We start from the raw sequence: 16514 nt of genomic DNA, 5'->3' as shown, positions 1-16514 counted from the left end.
AATTTTACAAAAAAAGAAAAGCAAATAGAACCGGAAGGGATCCAGAAAAAAGCGGAGGAGAGAGAGAGGATACCGAGGCCACCCAAGAGGTGACCTCGGTAAAACTGACTATTGGTGGGTAAGATTTACCGCTTTTTTGGAGATGCGGTAGCTACCGTTATGGGAGAGCATTTTATCAACCAAACCCTTTGGCACGTCGATACTACTATGGGTTTCATTAATACGAATTTTTCCAAGTTCCCGAGAAGAAATTCCTGCAAAATGAGACAAGGAGGCCACAATATGATTTACCGCAACACCGTCTTTTTTACCAGCATCAAGGGTAAGAGGCACCATATCTTTGTCGCTAACCTGTCGGACATCATCGCCTTTTTTCTTTGGGCCTCTATCACCACCCTTAGCAAAACGATCATCGCGACGGCCCTGTGGACGTCCACCACGGCTATCAGATCGACCGCCTCTATCACCTCGACCATTAGCACCACGATCATTTCTGTCACCGCGCTTGCGATTTCTTCCGCCTGCATCTTCAATAACAGGTTTGATCGGATCAATTGGACGCTTGGTCTCATCCTTACGAACAATTTTCAAGGCAGCAGCAGCAACATCAAGAGGATCCATTCCCTGCTCAACAAGAGCCTCTACAATCTCTCTCTCACCACGACAACGACCACGACGGATCCATACATCAAGACGCTCTAAAAATTGAGTGTTGCGATGCTCTTCAATCTGCTCAACGGTGGGAAGCTCGCCCTTGATCAATTTTTTACCAGTATATTGCTCTATACGGCGATGCATCCAACGATCACGAAGAGTTACCAGTGAGATAGCGGTTCCACTACGACCAGCACGACCGGTACGACCAATACGATGAACATAAACCTCAGGATCTTCTGGCAGATCATAATTGAAAACATGAGAAATATCGTCAATATCAAGACCACGAGCCGCAACATCTGTTGCCACAAGTACCTTGATCTGACCCTTCTTAAAACGACTCAAAACTCGTGTTCTAGCCTCTTGGCTCAAATCGCCACTAAGACCTTCTGCAGCAAATCCACGGGAAATAAGCTCGTTTGCAAGCTCACTAACCGTTGCACGAGTTCTGGCAAAGATGAGGGCGCTTTCAACAGTCTCTACTTCAAATACTCTTGTTATTGCAGCAATTTTATCACTATTATTAATAAGATAGTAACGTTGCTCAATGGAAGAGCCGATCATCTGCTTCGGACTGATAGAGATAGACTCAGGCGAATGAAGATAACGATTGGCAATACTCATTACACGAGAAGAAAGGGTCGCAGAAAAAAGCATTGTTTGACGATCTTTCGGTGTTTGTGACAAAATTGTTTCAATATCATCAATAAAGCCCATACTGAGCATCTCATCCGCTTCATCAAGAACAAGGGTCTTCAGCTGATCAAGCTTCAGAGATCCCTGACGGATTAAGTCAAGCAATCGTCCAGGAGTACCAACAACAACACGCGCACCCCTGCGAAGTCCACCTACCTGAGCTTGATAAGACGAACCACCATACACAACCAGAACATTGCGACCATCGTCACCACTATAAGTGGCAAGAGCATCACCTACTTGCTGGGCAAGCTCACGGGTTGGAGCAAGAACAAGGGCCTGCACACATTTTTTAGAAAAATCAATATTATTTAGAAGTGGTAAACCAAAAGCTGCGGTCTTACCTGTTCCGGTTTGAGCCTGACCTATCAGATCAGAACCTGCTAGAAGGAGAGGAATGGCCTTCTCTTGGATAGGTGTAGGTTGGCTAAAGCCAAGTTTTACAAGATTTGCTACAAGGTCTGATTTTAAATTAAAATCAGTAAAAGAAACTGCTGGAGCTACTGGAGCTACTGGAGCTACTGGAGCTACTGGAGCTACTGGAGCTGCTGGAGCTACTGGAGCTGCTGGAGCTACTGGAGCTGATGGAACTGCTGCATCTATTGAACTTGCTGTGTCTGTTGAACCTGTTACATCTGTTGAAACTGTTGTCATTCAATTACCTCTATAGGGCTAGGCATTTTCACAATGCCGGATATCATGAACCCTTAAGCCTTACGGCATGAAAAGTTCATGTAAAAATCAATCGGAACCAATTGCACGATTTAGAAAGACGGTACTCGTCTCTCTTTTATCTCTGGGGGAAGTACATACAAAAACACCAAGTACCTCCATGCGTGCTCGTTCTTGCGAGGAAGGAAGTAACAAAAGATAACAACTATCTCAAAACTTGTAGGCACAACTCACAAGACATGACCGAAAAGAATAAGCGGGGTATCCTCTATCCCAATAGAAAGAGAAAAGCAAGGACTTCCGTCAAAAAAGCAAAACTAGCACAGAAAAAAACTGAAAAACGGGGAGCTAGAGGGCGGACACAAGCAAAAATAACCTCTTCCTGAACAGCAGGCAAAGACCTTGCATACTGAGAAAAAAGAACTCTCCTGCTACCGCTGAAAAGGAAAACAGGAGAATTTACAAAAAATCACAGAATTACCTGAGACAAACTAGCGCTAAAAGCCAAGCTCTTTCAAAAAATTTTCATCTTCAGCCCACTTTTTCTTTACCTTGACCCATAGCTTAAGCAGTACTTTGGATCCAAGCAAGGCCTCGATGTCTTTTCTTGCCGCCGTGCCTATCTGTTTCAACTTCTGTCCACCCTTGCCAATGATCATCCCCTTTTGTGATGGACGCTCAACAACGATGGTGGCATGGATAGTAATAAGCTTTTTCTGCTCATCTTCCTTAAAGGACTCCACCAGTGTCGCAGCGGAATAGGGAAGCTCCTGACCCGTCAGCAGAAAAACCTTTTCCCGGACAATTTCGGCCGCCAAAAATCTCTCCGTTGCATCGGTGGGGATATCTTCAGGAAAATAACGTGGCCCCACCGGAATAAGCTCGAGAATCTCCTTGAGGAGATTATCCGCCCCATCTCCATTCAAGGCAGAAATAGGCACAACCGCCTTAAAAGGAAAGAGTTTTGCATAACTCTCTATCATCGGCAACAGCTTCTGCTTATCAATCAGGTCAACCTTGTTAAGCACAAGTATGGCAGGACTCTCTATTTTTTCCATATAGCCCGCTAACTCTTCCCGTTGTTTGGCCAGCGCCTTAGGAGGGAGGGGTAGAGAGACATCCACCAAAAAAAGTACCGCATCAACTTCGCTCAGACTCTCAAGAGCTACCCGCATCATTTCAATATTCAGCGGTTCATCAGCCTTGTGCAGGCCGGGAGTATCCAGGAGAACAATTTGATAGGCATCGTCGTTAACAATACCAAGAATTCTATTTCTAGTGGTTTGTGGTTTAGAGGTAACGATGGAAATCTTCTGTCCTAACAGTTGATTCATCAAGGTGGATTTACCGGCATTAGGGGGCCCTACAATAGCGACCATTCCCGACTTTACATCTTTTCCTAGAAAGTCATCTAGGGTTTTGTATTCATTATTTTGCATAAAAAAAATTTATAAAGTGATGATTTTCTATTTTCGCACTATAATAGGCTGAATATACAATAAACAAGCAGCCTTCATGCTCTGGAAAGTTCTACATATTAGAAGTATACTATCCACGGCCAAGAAAGCGTACATGTAATTTGCCTTTTTCTTCCAGGAAAAGTCCAACAAAGAAGAGTAACTTCCCATAATGATCAATACCGGAAAGATTGTAGAGTACATTGATAACGGCAAGTTTGTCTGCGCCCTTGTAACCGAAAGCCAACCAAAACGATTGCGCCTCCTCTCCCAAACAGGCCTGCGAATTCAACCTCCCGGTATCCAGGGTAATCCACTGTTCTACCAGCTCATATGACGTAGGCATCGGCCGGGCAGAGATCTCGCAAAAGCTGCTTGAAACAACAGCTAAACGAGCAGAGCTGATGGAAGAGGTCAACCTTGAAGAGCTCTGGGAGCTTACCACCGACGAGCCCACCTCCGTATTTTCACCTGCCTTTCTGGCAGAACTTGCCTTTGGCAAAGAGGTCGATGACGACCTCATTTGCTCCTTTCTACGTTGTATTTTTACCGACAAGCTCTTCTTTAAATACAAAGAGGGTAGAGTTCGAATCAACAACGCTGAACAGATTGCACAGCTTCGTATGCAGCAGGTTGCAGAGGAAAAGAAGGCTCGTCTGGTAAAGGACGGTAGCCAACTCCTGCGTAGCCTCTACGACTTGCAAAACGTTGAAGAATTGGAAAATGAATACGGCAGTTTCTTTACCGAATCACTCGACATTATTCGAGATTTCTACCTGTTTGGTAGCGATTTTAAACAGGCGGCAACGGCAAAGCTACTGCTCAAGGAGGCCTCATTAAACCATCCCCATGCCCCCTTTTCTCTTATGGAGAAGTCTGGTCGTTGGAGTTCCCACGAGAACATCCCACTTCTACGCAGTGAGATTCCGGTAGCCTTCTCTCTGGCGGCACGACAACAGGCCGAACAGATCCTCCAGACAGATATGGACAAGCTCTTTGATGATCCCGCCCGTATTGACTATACCCACCTCAAGCCAATCACCATTGATGGCCCCACCACCCAGGATTTTGACGATGCCCTGACCATTGAAAAGGATGGGGAAAATTACCTGGTCGGTGTACATATTTCAGATGTTGCCCACTATGTTCGCCCTGGAGACCCTCTCTTTCAGGAGGCTATGCAACGCGGCACATCCATCTATTTTCCCGAGGGACAGATCCCCATGTTACCCCGCCATCTCTCCCAAGGAATATGCAGTCTTATTCAAGGTGAGATCAGGGCAGCACTCAGCTTTATGATCCTGCTCTCCCCCGAGGCCGAAGTGCTTCGGGTTCGCATCCGCCCCTCTATTATCAAAGTGGCCCGTCGCCTCACCTATGAGGAGGCCGACAGCATGCTAAAAGATGATAACGAAATCAAGATGCTCAACAAGGTTAGCCAGAGGCTACGCCAGAGGCGTATTGATAATGGCGCACTCCTTCTCCCCTTTCCCGATGTAAATATCTTCATTGACAATCAGGGCAAGGTTCATGTTCAACTAGCAAAAAGTAATACCCCGGCCCGGGTCCTTGTCTCAGAGATGATGATTCTTGCCAATAGCGAAAGTGCCAGATATGTCGCAGACCGTATGGTTCCCGGTATCTACAGATCACAGCCAGAGCTTAAAAACCGTATCGTTCATGGCACAGACGATGATCTCTTCCAGAACACCAAACAACGCAAACAGTTGCCCCGCGGAGAACTCTCCACCGTGGCAAAATCCCATAGCGGTCTGGGTGTCAGTCAATACACCACCATCACCTCACCCATCAGAAGATTACTCGACTTGGTAATGCAACACCAACTGCACTCCATTGTTCGCAGACAGGAACCACGTTTTACTGAAGATATGTGTTCTGATTTCACAGCGGTAATGTCAAGAACACTATCGCGGGCTAATAATGTCCGCCACCAACGCCATCGTTACTGGCTTCTTTGTTATCTTGAAGAACGCAAGGGCCAATACCTGGAGGCCCTGGTCATCCAGGCCGGCCCCAAGAGAACTAACCTGCTCTTAACCGACATCCTTCTTGATGTCGAACTCCCTGCCACGGGCGGAATAAGCCCCGGACAGAGAGTGAAGATACGAGTGGCAAAGGCTGATGCCCTAGACAATGTCCTTCGCTTTGAGTGGTGATAGTATTACTATTACTGACCGGCAATAAGATGCCAGGCAATAGCCCACATGGTTAAACAGACAAGAGCGTCCAAAACCCGCCAGGCTGTGGGATTTTTAAAAAACCTGGCAAGTTTATTGCCGCCAAGCACCAAAGCAAAAAACCACAACCAAGAGAAGGTCGCCGCTCCAAGGGCGAAGACATACTTACCATCTTCGCCATGTTGCCCTGCAATACTTCCAAGCAAGAGGACTGTATCAAGGTAGACATGAGGGTTAAGCAGAGTGATACTAAGGGTGAGCAGGACGATTGAGCGTAGACCTGTGCATTGTTTTTTCTCCGCCCGAAGAACAGCCGAAGAATTTATGGCTGAATAGAGGGCACGACAACCATAGCAGAGTAAAAATATTGCTCCCGCCCAGGCGGCAATCGTCTGTAAGCCCGGATTCATCCCCACAACCTTCCCCGTCGTCATTGCCCCAAGAAAAATTAAAACTGTATCACACAAAGCACAGGTCGCCGCCACAGCATATTGATGCTGTTTACGGATACCACAGGAGAGGACAAAGGCATTCTGGGCGCCAATGGCGACAATAAGACTTGCTCCCACCATCATCCCCTGCAAAAAAAAACTACTTAACATTTCTTCCCCCTGTCCACCCCACGGCAAGACATATAAAATTAAAATCTCAAAAAACACCCCAAGCTATGTTATTATGGGAAGCATAACGTACACTAATTGCTCAAATACGGTGTCAAAGGAAAGTTACCATGATTGAAGCCGCCAAAAATTTTAAATTCGCTCAACGCTGTTTAACAGATACCCTCCGAGGCATTCGCGAAGGACTGTCTCTCTTCACCGGCCATAGCAGTCGGGTCGCTGCCATCTTCAGTCTAACCGAAAATTCTGACATCTATATCTTTGACCCCCAAGACCTCCTCGGAGGACACGCCCCAAAAATTCGTAGCATTTTTACTAAACCCAGTAACGGACAACCCCCTACCACAGCTGCCACCGTCAACACCATCCTGGGAGAAAAAGACATTGACCTTGATGGCCTTATCTCCTTTGGAGGCACAGCTCCCTCCATGTTCTACCAAAAATGGTTTACGGAACACCATCCAGATATATGTTCCACCGAACCCGTTGAATGTTGGTTAGAACATGCAACCCAGTGCATATCAAACGACCTGACAACCCGCCCCGAGTTTTATACAGGCATCTCAGGAAACTTTCTCCGAGAATACGCGAGCCACGCAGTTCGCGACAGCATTGTTGACCTCCTCAATCTCAGCCTTGGCTGCGATATCCACATGCGCATCTACCCCATCCTCTATGCGATACTGGGTATATCCAAAATTAACGAAGAGGGTGCCCGACCCTTTGGCCGAATAATCTTTGCAGAACCCAGACAAATTCTACCAAAGGTGACATTTCTTGCTCAATTTGACGAGGACAGACCACCCCTGTTGGCCAACTACAAACATGTACGAAAACTGCTACAGGCGGTAGAAAACTCCGAGGGCTATCTGGTCTCTGACGGGGAAAAAATTCTTGGTATCTGTGGCAACGATATTCCGGAAAACTGCCTGGCGGTGAGCTTTCAAAAAAAAATCGGCTTCATCTCCTACAACAACCAAACCATCTGTAGTTTTGCTCATGGGCTCTATTGTGTAGATGCCTACAGGGCAAAACTGGTCGAAGTAGAGGATATCCTCCTCGACTACCCACTGGACACAGAGACACGCAGCTCTCTTCTCCAGATAGCTGAAAAAATTGTCCACAACGGTCAGGACAAGGGTTTTGGCTGTTGTCTGGTGATAGACCTGCACACAAGCCCAATAGGCATTGAAGGACAAAACGTTCACCCTGTCCTTGACCTGCAACAGCCAGAAAAGCTGCAACTCGCCTGTGCCCTGTCAAAGGTTGACGGTGCCCTGCATATCCGCCCCGACCTCAAGCTCCACGCCTTTGCCTGCCTGCTTGATGGCTCGCGAATAAAAAATGAGAACAGGGCTCGCGGGGCACGCTATAACTCTGCCCTCCGTTTTTCCTATCACCACCCCACAAGTATCATCATTGTCGTCTCCTCCGACCGCCCTGTCTCAGTAATTTACCAGGGGCAGGAGGTACAGAAAACGCCGCACTGCGCCCTCACCCTCTCCTGCATGCTACATCCGCAAAAAATAGATAAGTGGTTGGCAGAAAGAGAGGTTTAGACCTTAAGAGAAGCACAGGCCTCACAATCATCACGAGAGGAGATGGGCAGGGTACGAAACATATTTACTGAAGGGTCACAGATAAACAGAGAATCTGTCAGCAGATCGCCCACACCTGTGATAAACTTCAAGGCCTCTGTCGCCTGCAGGGAACCAATTATCCCGGCAACAGAGCCAAGTATACCACCATGAGAACATCTCTTGGCCCCATCTCCCACGGGAGGATTTTTAAAAAAACATCTATAACATGCCGTTTTCCCAGGGATAACTGTCATAACCTGGCCTATGAACTCCAATACACCGCCATGACAAAAGGGCACACCCGCTCGGACACAGATATCATTAATGAGAAATTTTGTTCCTATACTATCCGTTGCATCAATGACAAAATCATAATCGGCAACAAGTGAGGCACCATTTTCTTCAGCAAAAAGCACCGGATATCTATGGACTGTCACATCCATATTAAGAGAGGCTATACGAGCTGCGGTGGCATCAACCTTGGCCCCCCCCAGAGAGGAGGAGTCATACAGAACCTGCCTCTGCAGATTAGAGAGATCGACTGAATCATTATCGACAAGACCTAGGGTACCAACTCCGGCCGCCGCAAGATAGAGGGCAATAGGAGAGCCCAAACCACCAAGGCCCACAAGTAAAACCCGGGCAGCAAGAAGCTTTTCCTGACCATCCAGACCGATATCCGGCAGGAGAATATTTCGACTATAACGGGATAATTGTTCTGGGGTAAGCATAGAGAAACCTTGGAAAATCCGTTTATCATCAAATTTATACTTTGGATGAAAAATTTTACCTTCGAAGGTAATAGTTAATGCGATAAAAAATTTCACCTCTCCTGAAATCAGGCCCAAGTAAAATTTTTCAATCCAAGCAGAGAGTCCAGTCTGTTCATAAGCCTCACCCGAACAGGAGACGCCTATGGCATTTAGATTTCACGGGCCCAAGCAGGAATTCGTGCTAAAACGTAATTTTGTACAGCTTCCTTCTCATCTTCCTTAGAAACTGCCCCTAAATCCTCCAGGACCTCGGCAAAATCAAACCAACAAAGCTCCCTGTCATCGGCACTGTATACCGTCAGGATGCGCTTATCCTTCTCACTAATATCCTCTTCTTCCTGAATGGCACCGACCAGAGCAACAGCCTCGGCAAGCGACAAAAATGCAATCTCTTCTTCACTCATCTCAAATACCTCAAAAGCCTGTAACGCGTGGATAAAAAAAAAGGCGAGAGGATAAAAATCCCCTCGCCTCTACACCAAAACCATATGCAATTATGCAGGTTTAACAACAGCACCTGAACGAATGCAACGGGTACAAACTTTACCACGAACGGTAGCGCCGCTTGCAGTTACCATACGAACCTTTTTCAAATTTGGAAGCCAGCGTCTTCTTGTCTTATTATGAGCATGAGACACGTTGTTTCCAGTTATAGGGCCCTTACCACAAATTTCACAAACCTTAGCCATTTTAATTCTCCTTATATGACGTCTTGTACTGCAAAACATCAGTCAAGACTGATAACAGTATTTGGTTAATATCCTTTAATTCAGAACTTCTCTAACTACCCTTTTTAAAAATAAATGGCAAGAGATTTTATTTACTAAGAGACTCCCTTGCTCAATAACGCCTCAAAAAACCGAGATTCATGCCATAATCATATTAGAACAGGGGTAAAGAATTTTATGATCTATTTTGATTGCAAACTATCCTCTGCCTTGTGTATAATTGACAGCTGTTGTAGTAGCATTCATATAGATAGAAAATTACAAGCAATCAAGACCAATAGATTTCCCCTTATTCCTTTGACATTCTGCTCTTAAAATAAAATTTTTATGAAATCGACTAATCCACTTTGGAAATTTTTAGCCTCTGTCCAATTGGCTATTTTCATTTTTTTTGCCCTGGCATCTACCTCTGTTATAGGCACAGTCATCCCCCAACACCGCCCCATGGCTTTTTATCTCGAAGCCTATGGCAACTTCTGGACACAAATATTTTTGGTGCTCGACATCCCAGAAATGTACTCGTCCTGGTGGTTCACCGGCCTCCTCTGTCTACTTGCTCTCAATCTTATTATTTGTACCATTGATCGATTCCCCATAACCTTGCGAAGGATAAGAGCTACAAACGGATCTTTCTCCCGCGAAAAAATAGAGGCCATGCCCTTTTGCCAAAGCTTTCAGCTTCCTAAGAGAACAGCTCAACAACCCCAGAGAATTCTCGCAAAACTTGGTTGGCCGGGACAAAATTTTAACAGAGAATCCTATCAGCTCTTTTTTAGCCAAAAGTCCCTATGGTCCCACCTGGGTGTCTATGTTGTCCATATTTCCATCCTGGTAATCTTTGTCGGAGCCATGATTGGCAATATCGCCGGTTACAAGGGCTCTGTCATGATTGCCGAGGGAGGAGCCACCAGAGAAATATACTCTCAAGACAAGTCCGGACCAATCCCTCTGGGCTTCGAGCTTGCCTGTGATTCCTTCGCCATAGAATATTATGATACGGGAATGCCCAAGACCTACCGCTCCCATCTCACCATTTCAGAAAATGGCAAGGAAACTCTGAGCCAGGAAATTGAAGTCAACAGCCCCCTTCACTACAAAGGCCTCACCTTTTATCAGGCAAGCTATGAGGGTTTCCAAACCTTTATGCTTAAAATAAAAAGAAGCGACACCGGCAATGAACAAGCCTTCAAACTTGACTTCCAAGAACAGGAAGAGTGGCAAGAAGAGGGCCTGCAACTTGGAGTAATCAACGTCATCGCCACCGACAAGCATGTTGAACGCATTAAGCTTTGGATTTTCGATGGCAAATCAAAGCCCCAGACCATATGGTTTGACAACAACCAAACCATAAAGACAACTGGCCTGAACGCAACCTACGAAATATCAGCCAAACAGATGTACGCAACGGGCCTGCAGGTAACAAAAGATCCAGGGGTCTGGTGTGTTTATCTTGGTTGTATCCTTCTTATTATTGGCCTCTATATTTCTTTTTTCACCTCACATCGTAAAATCTGGCTCATCATTGACCAAAACAAAAGGATCACCCTTGCAGGCTTCACAGCAAAGAACAAGGCGGGTTTTAACAAAGAGTTCAATAAGATCACGCGGTGCCTACAAACTCTTGAGCAAGACAAACAGTAGCCTTAATATCTTATAAACCAGTTTCAACAACCAAAACAGAAATTATGGATAGCTCGCAACTTCTTGGAATTACGACACTCACATATCTCTTTGCCACAATACTCTATGCAATTATATTTGTTTTTAAATTGCCTAAACTGGCAAAGGCAACCACTTTTTTTACAGCCATTGCCTTTCTTACCCAAACTATTGGTATTGGTCTGAGATGGATCGAATCCTACCAGATGGGCATTGGCCATGCCCCACTGACCAATATGTATGAATCCGTTGTATTCTTCTCCTGGACAATCATCCTCCTCTACCTCCTGATGGAATGGAAATACAAAACACGGGTCATGGGTGTCTTCACTGTGCCTCTCGCCTTTCTTGCCATGGCCTATGCCTCCTTTGGGGGTGTTGGTAAAACCATCACCCCTCTTGTCCCCGCCCTGCAATCAAACTGGTTAATCTCCCACGTTATCACCTGTTTTATCGGCTATGCAGGTTTTGCCCTGGCGGCAGGACTTGGAACCATGTATCTCATAAAGCAGGGTAGAGCTGGCAGAAAAGAAAATATTCTAGCAAAACGTCTTCCGTCTCTGGAAACAATAGACGATCTCACCCATAAGATGATGGTCTTTGGTTTTATCTGGTTGACCTGTGGAATTATCTCGGGGGCAATATGGGCAAACTCTGCCTGGGGAACCTACTGGAGCTGGGATCCAAAAGAAACCTGGTCACTTATCACCTGGTTCATCTATGCCCTTGCCCTCCACGTACGATACACCCGTGACTGGAGTGGATCCCGTATTGCGACTCTGGCTATCTTTGGATTTTTATGCGTACTCTTCACCTACTACGGCGTAAATTTCCTCCTCTCAGGACTGCATAGCTACGGTTCAGCATAAGCCCCCCATGCAATCTTCTACGAACCCTCCTGAAATGGGCAGGGCCAGACTTTCCCTGGCTCTGCTCCTCCTCTGTGCCATCCTACTGAGCGCATGCAGCAGTCATCTGCCAATCGAGCAGAGAGATAAGCGACTAACTCAGATACAGAGGCAAATCCCCCTCATACGATGCTCAGAGCAAGGCAAAAAACGAAGACAGATCAACCCCTCTCGACAAAATATAATAAAAAATTTGGGGGTTATTTTTCAAAAATGGGAGGGTACCCCCTATCGCTACGGAGGACAAACAAGACGAGGTATAGACTGTTCAGCTTTCACCCAACAAGTATACCAACAACTCTTTGCCATATGCCTACCGCGAACGACCAGAGGACAGATACGGACAGGACGATATATCCCACGCAATAAGCTACATCCCGGGGATCTTATTTTTTTTCAAATAGGGAAGGGGGGAAGACATGTCGGCATCTATACCGGTAGAGGAAAGTTCATCCATGCATCAAGCTCACGTGGAGTCATGCAGTCAAGCCTTGCGAGGAGATACTGGCAGAAAAGGTATCTCAAGGCTCGCACCCTCTATAGAACGAGTGGAATTCCTCGAATTTCTGCCAGTATAAAAAAGACAAAAAAGAGACGTTAAGCAGCTCTTTTCTTTGTCATCTCTTCCCGTTCAAGCGCGGCTCTTATTATCTTATACAGCTCTTTATAGTGGGTATGTTTCTTGGTACGAACGTACAGGTAGGTAGCTCTACGTATATCATTGGCATTCACCCACGACAGACGTTTGGCAAGCACCTCAATCTCATTGGAAGGCCAATCTTCTCCCCACAGCATACCCTTACGCAGACAGTCATGTTGATCGTCAACCGCCTCATTTATAATGGTATCACGCAAACGCTCTGCCTCACGAAGAAGACGATCTGTTTTAAGCGAGGAGCCCTTACGATCTTCCAAAAAGCTAAAAAGTGCGTCAATATCACCTCCACGCATTACCTTAGCCAAATGCTTTATTTCACGATTAAGGGCGCCGCCTTTGAGTTTGCGACAGGAGACAATCACGTCCTTCACCTCCTGCTCAGCAGGCAGGAGGGCGAGTTGTTTGGCCGATAACTTAGTAAGTTCTTCAGCGGCTAGCTCTTCGTGGCGGAATCGTCGTTTACGTTCCGATTTGCTTATATACTCTGTCATAAAAATCCGCTTTACTTTAATTACCGAGCAAGGACAATATGGCATTGCAATACGGCAAAGATGAATGGTTTTGCCGCATTAGCGTGGCAAGCGAATACGTTTGTCTTTGACAATTTCTTTGTTTTCTTTATAGAGGACAATGGTCTTACCAATAAGTTGAACAAAGCTACTTTCGGTAAGCAGAGGCAATTTTTCACTGGCCTCTTTTTTATCAAGACCACTGCTCTTGCCAATCTTCACCTTCACCAGCTCATGACGATCAAGCTCAAGCTTGGTGGCGTCTATAAGCGACGGAGTCAGATCTTCTTTACCAATCTGCACACCAACGGCCAAGGAATGGGCAAGCCCCTTCAAAAATTTTTTTTCTCGACTATTGAGGACGGGCGCCCCTTCGAGTTCTTCGACATCTTGTTTCATATCAGACATTGTTTTGTCCTTATTAAAAAATGATTAAGTACCATATTTAACCAATGTTACATCACTAGCTAACCACAATACAACGTACCATACAACGGAACAAAGCTCCTATATGGCCTGTTTGCAACATATGAGCGAAATATTTTTCGCCAACATAAACCTCTATGAGATGATAGCGGCATGAGAATATACACGAGAAACATTAAGTGACAAGGTTTTTAACAATTTCATATCCACCAACCCAAGTTCCAACGGCTGAACCAAGCCCTGTGAGAAAGAAAATCAAGAAAACACGAAGGAGTTTGTTTTTCCACCAACCCGACATCTTGGCCACATCACGCCCCGCGGATTCAAACTCTCCAACCACGGGAGGCCTCAGCATAACTTGAACAAAAGCAGTTACATAACCAGCCCCAATCACCGGTGTCAAACTTGTTATCGGTGCGGCCAAAAATGCCGCCAAGGTTGTCAGAGGATGACCAAGGGCCAAAACAGAACCGATGGCAGAGGGTATACCATTTGCCAAAATCCAAAAAAGAAGATTCGCCCCGGCCACATCCGAACCCTTTTGCACACCAATAGTCACCAGAGAGCCCAAAATCAAACAGGGGATAAGCCAACCAATGGTCTTCCAACTCTTAGAGACAGGAGGGATGATTGATATGGAGGCAATCTCCTCTCGATTATCCTGAGAAAATTGTTTTTTAATCCCCTGCAGATGCCCGGCACCGACAACGGCAACCACCCTGTCACCATGGGAGGACTTTATTTTCTCAGAAAGATAAATATCCCGCTCATCAATCAACACCTTTTTCAGCTCAGGAAGATTAGCGCCGAGTTCTTCCATCAGATCCTCCAGCACATCTTTTTTACGTAACTCACTCAGCTTCTCTTCACTGATCTCAGTTTTATCAAACGCACTGGCAAGAAGCGAGGTAAGCAGGTAGCCCTTGCGAAAAAGAGAGGTGGATTTCCAAGCTCGACGCAGAGTCACCCGAACATCACGATCACAGAGAGAAACAGGTATTTGCAGCTCCTGGGCCGTTTGAGCAGCAGCCAAAAGCTCTGCCCCTGGATCCACACCCATCTTCCCCCCTAATCTCTTTTGATAGGAGGCCATAAGCATGCTAATAAATAGAGTTGCCAGCTGCTTTTTTTTCAATATCTGCTTGAGGTCAAGAGCCTGCCAGCTATCTTTCTGCGAGAGTGAATGATAACGTTTATCGTCTAATTCAAGACAGACGCAATCAGGCTGTTCCTGACGAATAACCCTCTGAACCAGCTCAACAGATTCTTGAGAAATATGGGCCGTTCCGACAAGGTAAAATACCCTACCTTCATGATGCAATATCTGTACATCGGAGGGATATTCATGGGAAGATGAATCTGATAATTCCATAATAGTGAACTCTATAATATATTTTCAAAAAACGCCAAAGCGCTATCCTTTGATTATCCTTAACTTATTTCCTGGATGAATCAGATTAGTCTTCATATTATTCAATTTTCTGATATCACGCATAGAAATATTAAATTTACGGGAGATAGTCCAAAGAGAATCTCCGTTTCTCACCTGATACCAGGTTCCGCTAACCCCCTGATCAATCTTTCTCTTTTTGTCCCCGGCAAGAATATAAACTCTGCCAAGACTATTACGCTTCGATTGCCCTCTGTCAATATATAAGGCCAACTGTTGGCCTTCTCGAATTCTGTTGGCACTCTTAAGCCCATTCCAGGAAAGAATCAGATCAACGGGAACATGGTAGCGCCTGGCAATCTTTGAGATGGTCTCACCCTTCTTTATGGAATGAAGAATCAGGCTATCCTTATAGGCAATCTGGGCATCCGTCTCTCCCTGAGGCAAAAGCTGATATTTTATAGTGGGATAGGGAATACGCAAACGTTTACCACGGGCAAGTTTCGAACTATGCAACTTATTTACCCGAGCAATGGTTGTTCTGTTTATTTTATATTTTCGACAAATAGCCGCAAGAGACTCACTTCTTTTCACAATATGGATTTTATACCCCGTTCCCAGGGTAGAGTGTAATCTTGGCAAATTCCTTCTGGCCAGTTCTGCCGTTCCATAGGGAATATTGATGGAATAGGTCGAAACATTCAATGGCGTTTTTTCGCGTTTTAACTCTTGATTAAGCTCTTTTATCCCCTTAACATTGGTCCCAGCAATAGTGGCAACAGCTGTAAGGCTCAAACCCGGGGTCACCTCTATTTGATCGCGCAGGAGTGGTTTTTGATAATCAAGCTTTTTAAAACCATATTTTTCAGGATCTCTGGCAATAATGATGGTGGCAATGAGTTTAGGTACATATTTTTTGGTCTCTAAACGCAGATGCTTTTTACCTGCCAAATCCCAAAAATTATCTACCCCATACTTTCTCAAACCATAACGAACCTTGCCCGGCCCCGCATTGTAGGCAGCAACGGCAAGATACCAATCGCCAAACTGTTCATGTAAATCAGAAAGATAGGCCACAGCCGCCTGAGTTGATTTTAAGGCATTTCTGCGCTCATCCACATAGGAATCAACCCGAAGACCATACTGCCTCCCCGTCCCCTTCATAAACTGCCACAGGCCAACGGCACTGGCGTGGGAAAAAGCCCTTTGATTATACCCGCTTTCAATCATAGCAAGGTAGACCAAATCAAGAGGAAGACCCTTTTTGGCAAGCTCGGCCTCCATTATAGGCAGGTATTTTCCAGATTTTTCAAGCCACTGGCCAAACTGGCGACGCTGTTTTCCCTGAAACAGCTCCAGATACATATTAACCTGAGAGTTATAGACTATGGGAAAATCATAGATAGAGGCACTGGCCTCTTCAGCCATGCTTTGATTCTGTTGAGACCAATCACCGGTCGCCTGCAATTTCTGCAGTTCCTGACCAACACTCATTTCAACTTCAAACTCTTTTTGATCCCGCTTTATCTGGGCTTTTTCTTCACCTTCAGAGGATTGCTTATCTACATCAGCGGAGTTATAAG

At 45.6% G+C, this 16514-nt stretch carries 16 protein-coding genes; 5 read left to right on the top strand and 11 right to left on the bottom strand.

Annotation, left to right across the window (positions count from 1 at the left end):
- Nucleotides 1-108 precede the first annotated feature (108 nt).
- The 3 genes from DP_RS08595 to DP_RS17945 form a co-directional block, all read right to left on the bottom strand.
- Nucleotides 109-2007 carry a DEAD/DEAH box helicase gene (locus tag DP_RS08595; protein ID WP_011188931.1) on the bottom strand — a complete coding sequence of 633 codons (1899 nt, stop codon included), beginning with the start codon at nucleotides 2005-2007 and terminating at the stop codon, nucleotides 109-111.
- Nucleotides 2008-2522: 515 nt separating this feature from the next.
- Nucleotides 2523-3464, bottom strand: coding sequence for a GTPase Era (era, locus tag DP_RS08585; RefSeq protein ID WP_011188930.1), 942 nt, complete (start codon nucleotides 3462-3464; stop codon nucleotides 2523-2525).
- Between the two features lie 109 nt (nucleotides 3465-3573).
- Entirely contained in the window at nucleotides 3574-3828 is a 255-nt protein-coding gene (locus tag DP_RS17945) for a hypothetical protein (RefSeq protein WP_156792244.1), read from the bottom strand.
- 58 nt (nucleotides 3829-3886) lie between these two features.
- Here DP_RS17945 and DP_RS08580 point away from each other — a divergent pair, with 58 nt between their 5' ends.
- Nucleotides 3887-5659 (top strand): RNB domain-containing ribonuclease, encoded by a 1773-nt coding sequence (locus DP_RS08580; RefSeq protein ID WP_011188929.1) that lies wholly within the window; start codon nucleotides 3887-3889, stop codon nucleotides 5657-5659.
- Nucleotides 5660-5670: 11 nt separating this feature from the next.
- Here the strand turns inward: DP_RS08580 and DP_RS08575 are convergent, their stop codons facing one another.
- Nucleotides 5671-6282 (bottom strand): LysE/ArgO family amino acid transporter, encoded by a 612-nt coding sequence (locus DP_RS08575; protein ID WP_011188928.1) that lies wholly within the window; start codon nucleotides 6280-6282, stop codon nucleotides 5671-5673.
- Nucleotides 6283-6410: 128 nt separating this feature from the next.
- Here DP_RS08575 and DP_RS08570 point away from each other — a divergent pair, with 128 nt between their 5' ends.
- Nucleotides 6411-7859, top strand: a complete 1449-nt coding sequence (locus tag DP_RS08570) for a DNA integrity scanning protein DisA nucleotide-binding domain protein (RefSeq protein ID WP_011188927.1) — start codon at nucleotides 6411-6413, stop codon at nucleotides 7857-7859.
- Here the strand turns inward: DP_RS08570 and DP_RS08565 are convergent.
- The 3 genes from DP_RS08565 to rpmB all read right to left on the bottom strand — a co-directional run bounded on the left by DP_RS08565 (nucleotide 7856) and on the right by rpmB (nucleotide 9342).
- Nucleotides 7856-8707 carry a HesA/MoeB/ThiF family protein gene (locus tag DP_RS08565; protein ID WP_156792243.1) on the bottom strand — a complete coding sequence of 284 codons (852 nt, stop codon included), beginning with the start codon at nucleotides 8705-8707 and terminating at the stop codon, nucleotides 7856-7858. The two genes, DP_RS08570 and DP_RS08565, sit on opposite strands and share 4 nt — an antisense overlap.
- Before the next feature lie 95 nt (nucleotides 8708-8802).
- Complete coding sequence (locus tag DP_RS08560) at nucleotides 8803-9057, bottom strand: hypothetical protein (protein WP_011188925.1); 255 nt, start codon at nucleotides 9055-9057, stop codon at nucleotides 8803-8805.
- A gap of 90 nt (nucleotides 9058-9147) precedes the next feature.
- Nucleotides 9148-9342: a 50S ribosomal protein L28 gene (gene rpmB, locus DP_RS08555; protein ID WP_041277812.1), complete on the bottom strand. Its 195-nt coding sequence runs from the start codon at nucleotides 9340-9342 to the stop codon at nucleotides 9148-9150.
- Nucleotides 9343-9708: 366 nt separating this feature from the next.
- Between rpmB and resB the strand changes: the two genes are divergently transcribed.
- From resB to DP_RS19185, 3 genes are read left to right on the top strand one after another with little or no spacing between them, the layout of a single operon-like run.
- A complete protein-coding gene (resB, locus tag DP_RS18555; protein ID WP_011188923.1) occupies nucleotides 9709-11022 on the top strand; it encodes a cytochrome c biogenesis protein ResB in 1314 nt (437 codons plus the stop codon).
- Between the two features lie 44 nt (nucleotides 11023-11066).
- On the top strand, nucleotides 11067-11909 hold the full coding sequence (ccsB, locus tag DP_RS08545; protein ID WP_011188922.1) for a c-type cytochrome biogenesis protein CcsB: 843 nt from the start codon (nucleotides 11067-11069) through the stop codon (nucleotides 11907-11909).
- 7 nt (nucleotides 11910-11916) lie between these two features.
- Nucleotides 11917-12549 carry a C40 family peptidase gene (locus tag DP_RS19185; RefSeq protein WP_011188921.1) on the top strand — a complete coding sequence of 211 codons (633 nt, stop codon included), beginning with the start codon at nucleotides 11917-11919 and terminating at the stop codon, nucleotides 12547-12549.
- Here DP_RS19185 and DP_RS08535 read toward each other — a convergent pair.
- From DP_RS08535 to DP_RS08520, 4 genes are all read right to left on the bottom strand, one after another.
- The gene (locus DP_RS08535; RefSeq protein WP_011188920.1) at nucleotides 12546-13097 is read right to left on the bottom strand and encodes a DarP family protein; all 552 of its coding nucleotides are present in this window, start codon (nucleotides 13095-13097) and stop codon (nucleotides 12546-12548) included. The genes DP_RS19185 and DP_RS08535 overlap by 4 nt on opposite strands.
- A gap of 78 nt (nucleotides 13098-13175) precedes the next feature.
- Nucleotides 13176-13523: a YhbY family RNA-binding protein gene (locus tag DP_RS08530; protein ID WP_011188919.1), complete on the bottom strand. Its 348-nt coding sequence runs from the start codon at nucleotides 13521-13523 to the stop codon at nucleotides 13176-13178.
- Nucleotides 13524-13716: 193 nt separating this feature from the next.
- On the bottom strand, nucleotides 13717-14913 hold the full coding sequence (locus DP_RS08525; protein ID WP_011188918.1) for a TraB/GumN family protein: 1197 nt from the start codon (nucleotides 14911-14913) through the stop codon (nucleotides 13717-13719).
- A gap of 42 nt (nucleotides 14914-14955) precedes the next feature.
- Nucleotides 14956-16425 (bottom strand): lytic transglycosylase domain-containing protein, encoded by a 1470-nt coding sequence (locus DP_RS08520; RefSeq protein WP_162096643.1) that lies wholly within the window; start codon nucleotides 16423-16425, stop codon nucleotides 14956-14958.
- Nucleotides 16426-16514 lie beyond the last annotated feature (89 nt).

The sequence above is a fragment of the Desulfotalea psychrophila LSv54 genome, from assembly GCF_000025945.1.
GTDB classification, from domain to species: domain Bacteria; phylum Desulfobacterota; class Desulfobulbia; order Desulfobulbales; family Desulfocapsaceae; genus Desulfotalea; species Desulfotalea psychrophila.
This window is presented reverse-complemented; position numbering and strand designations above follow the sequence as displayed.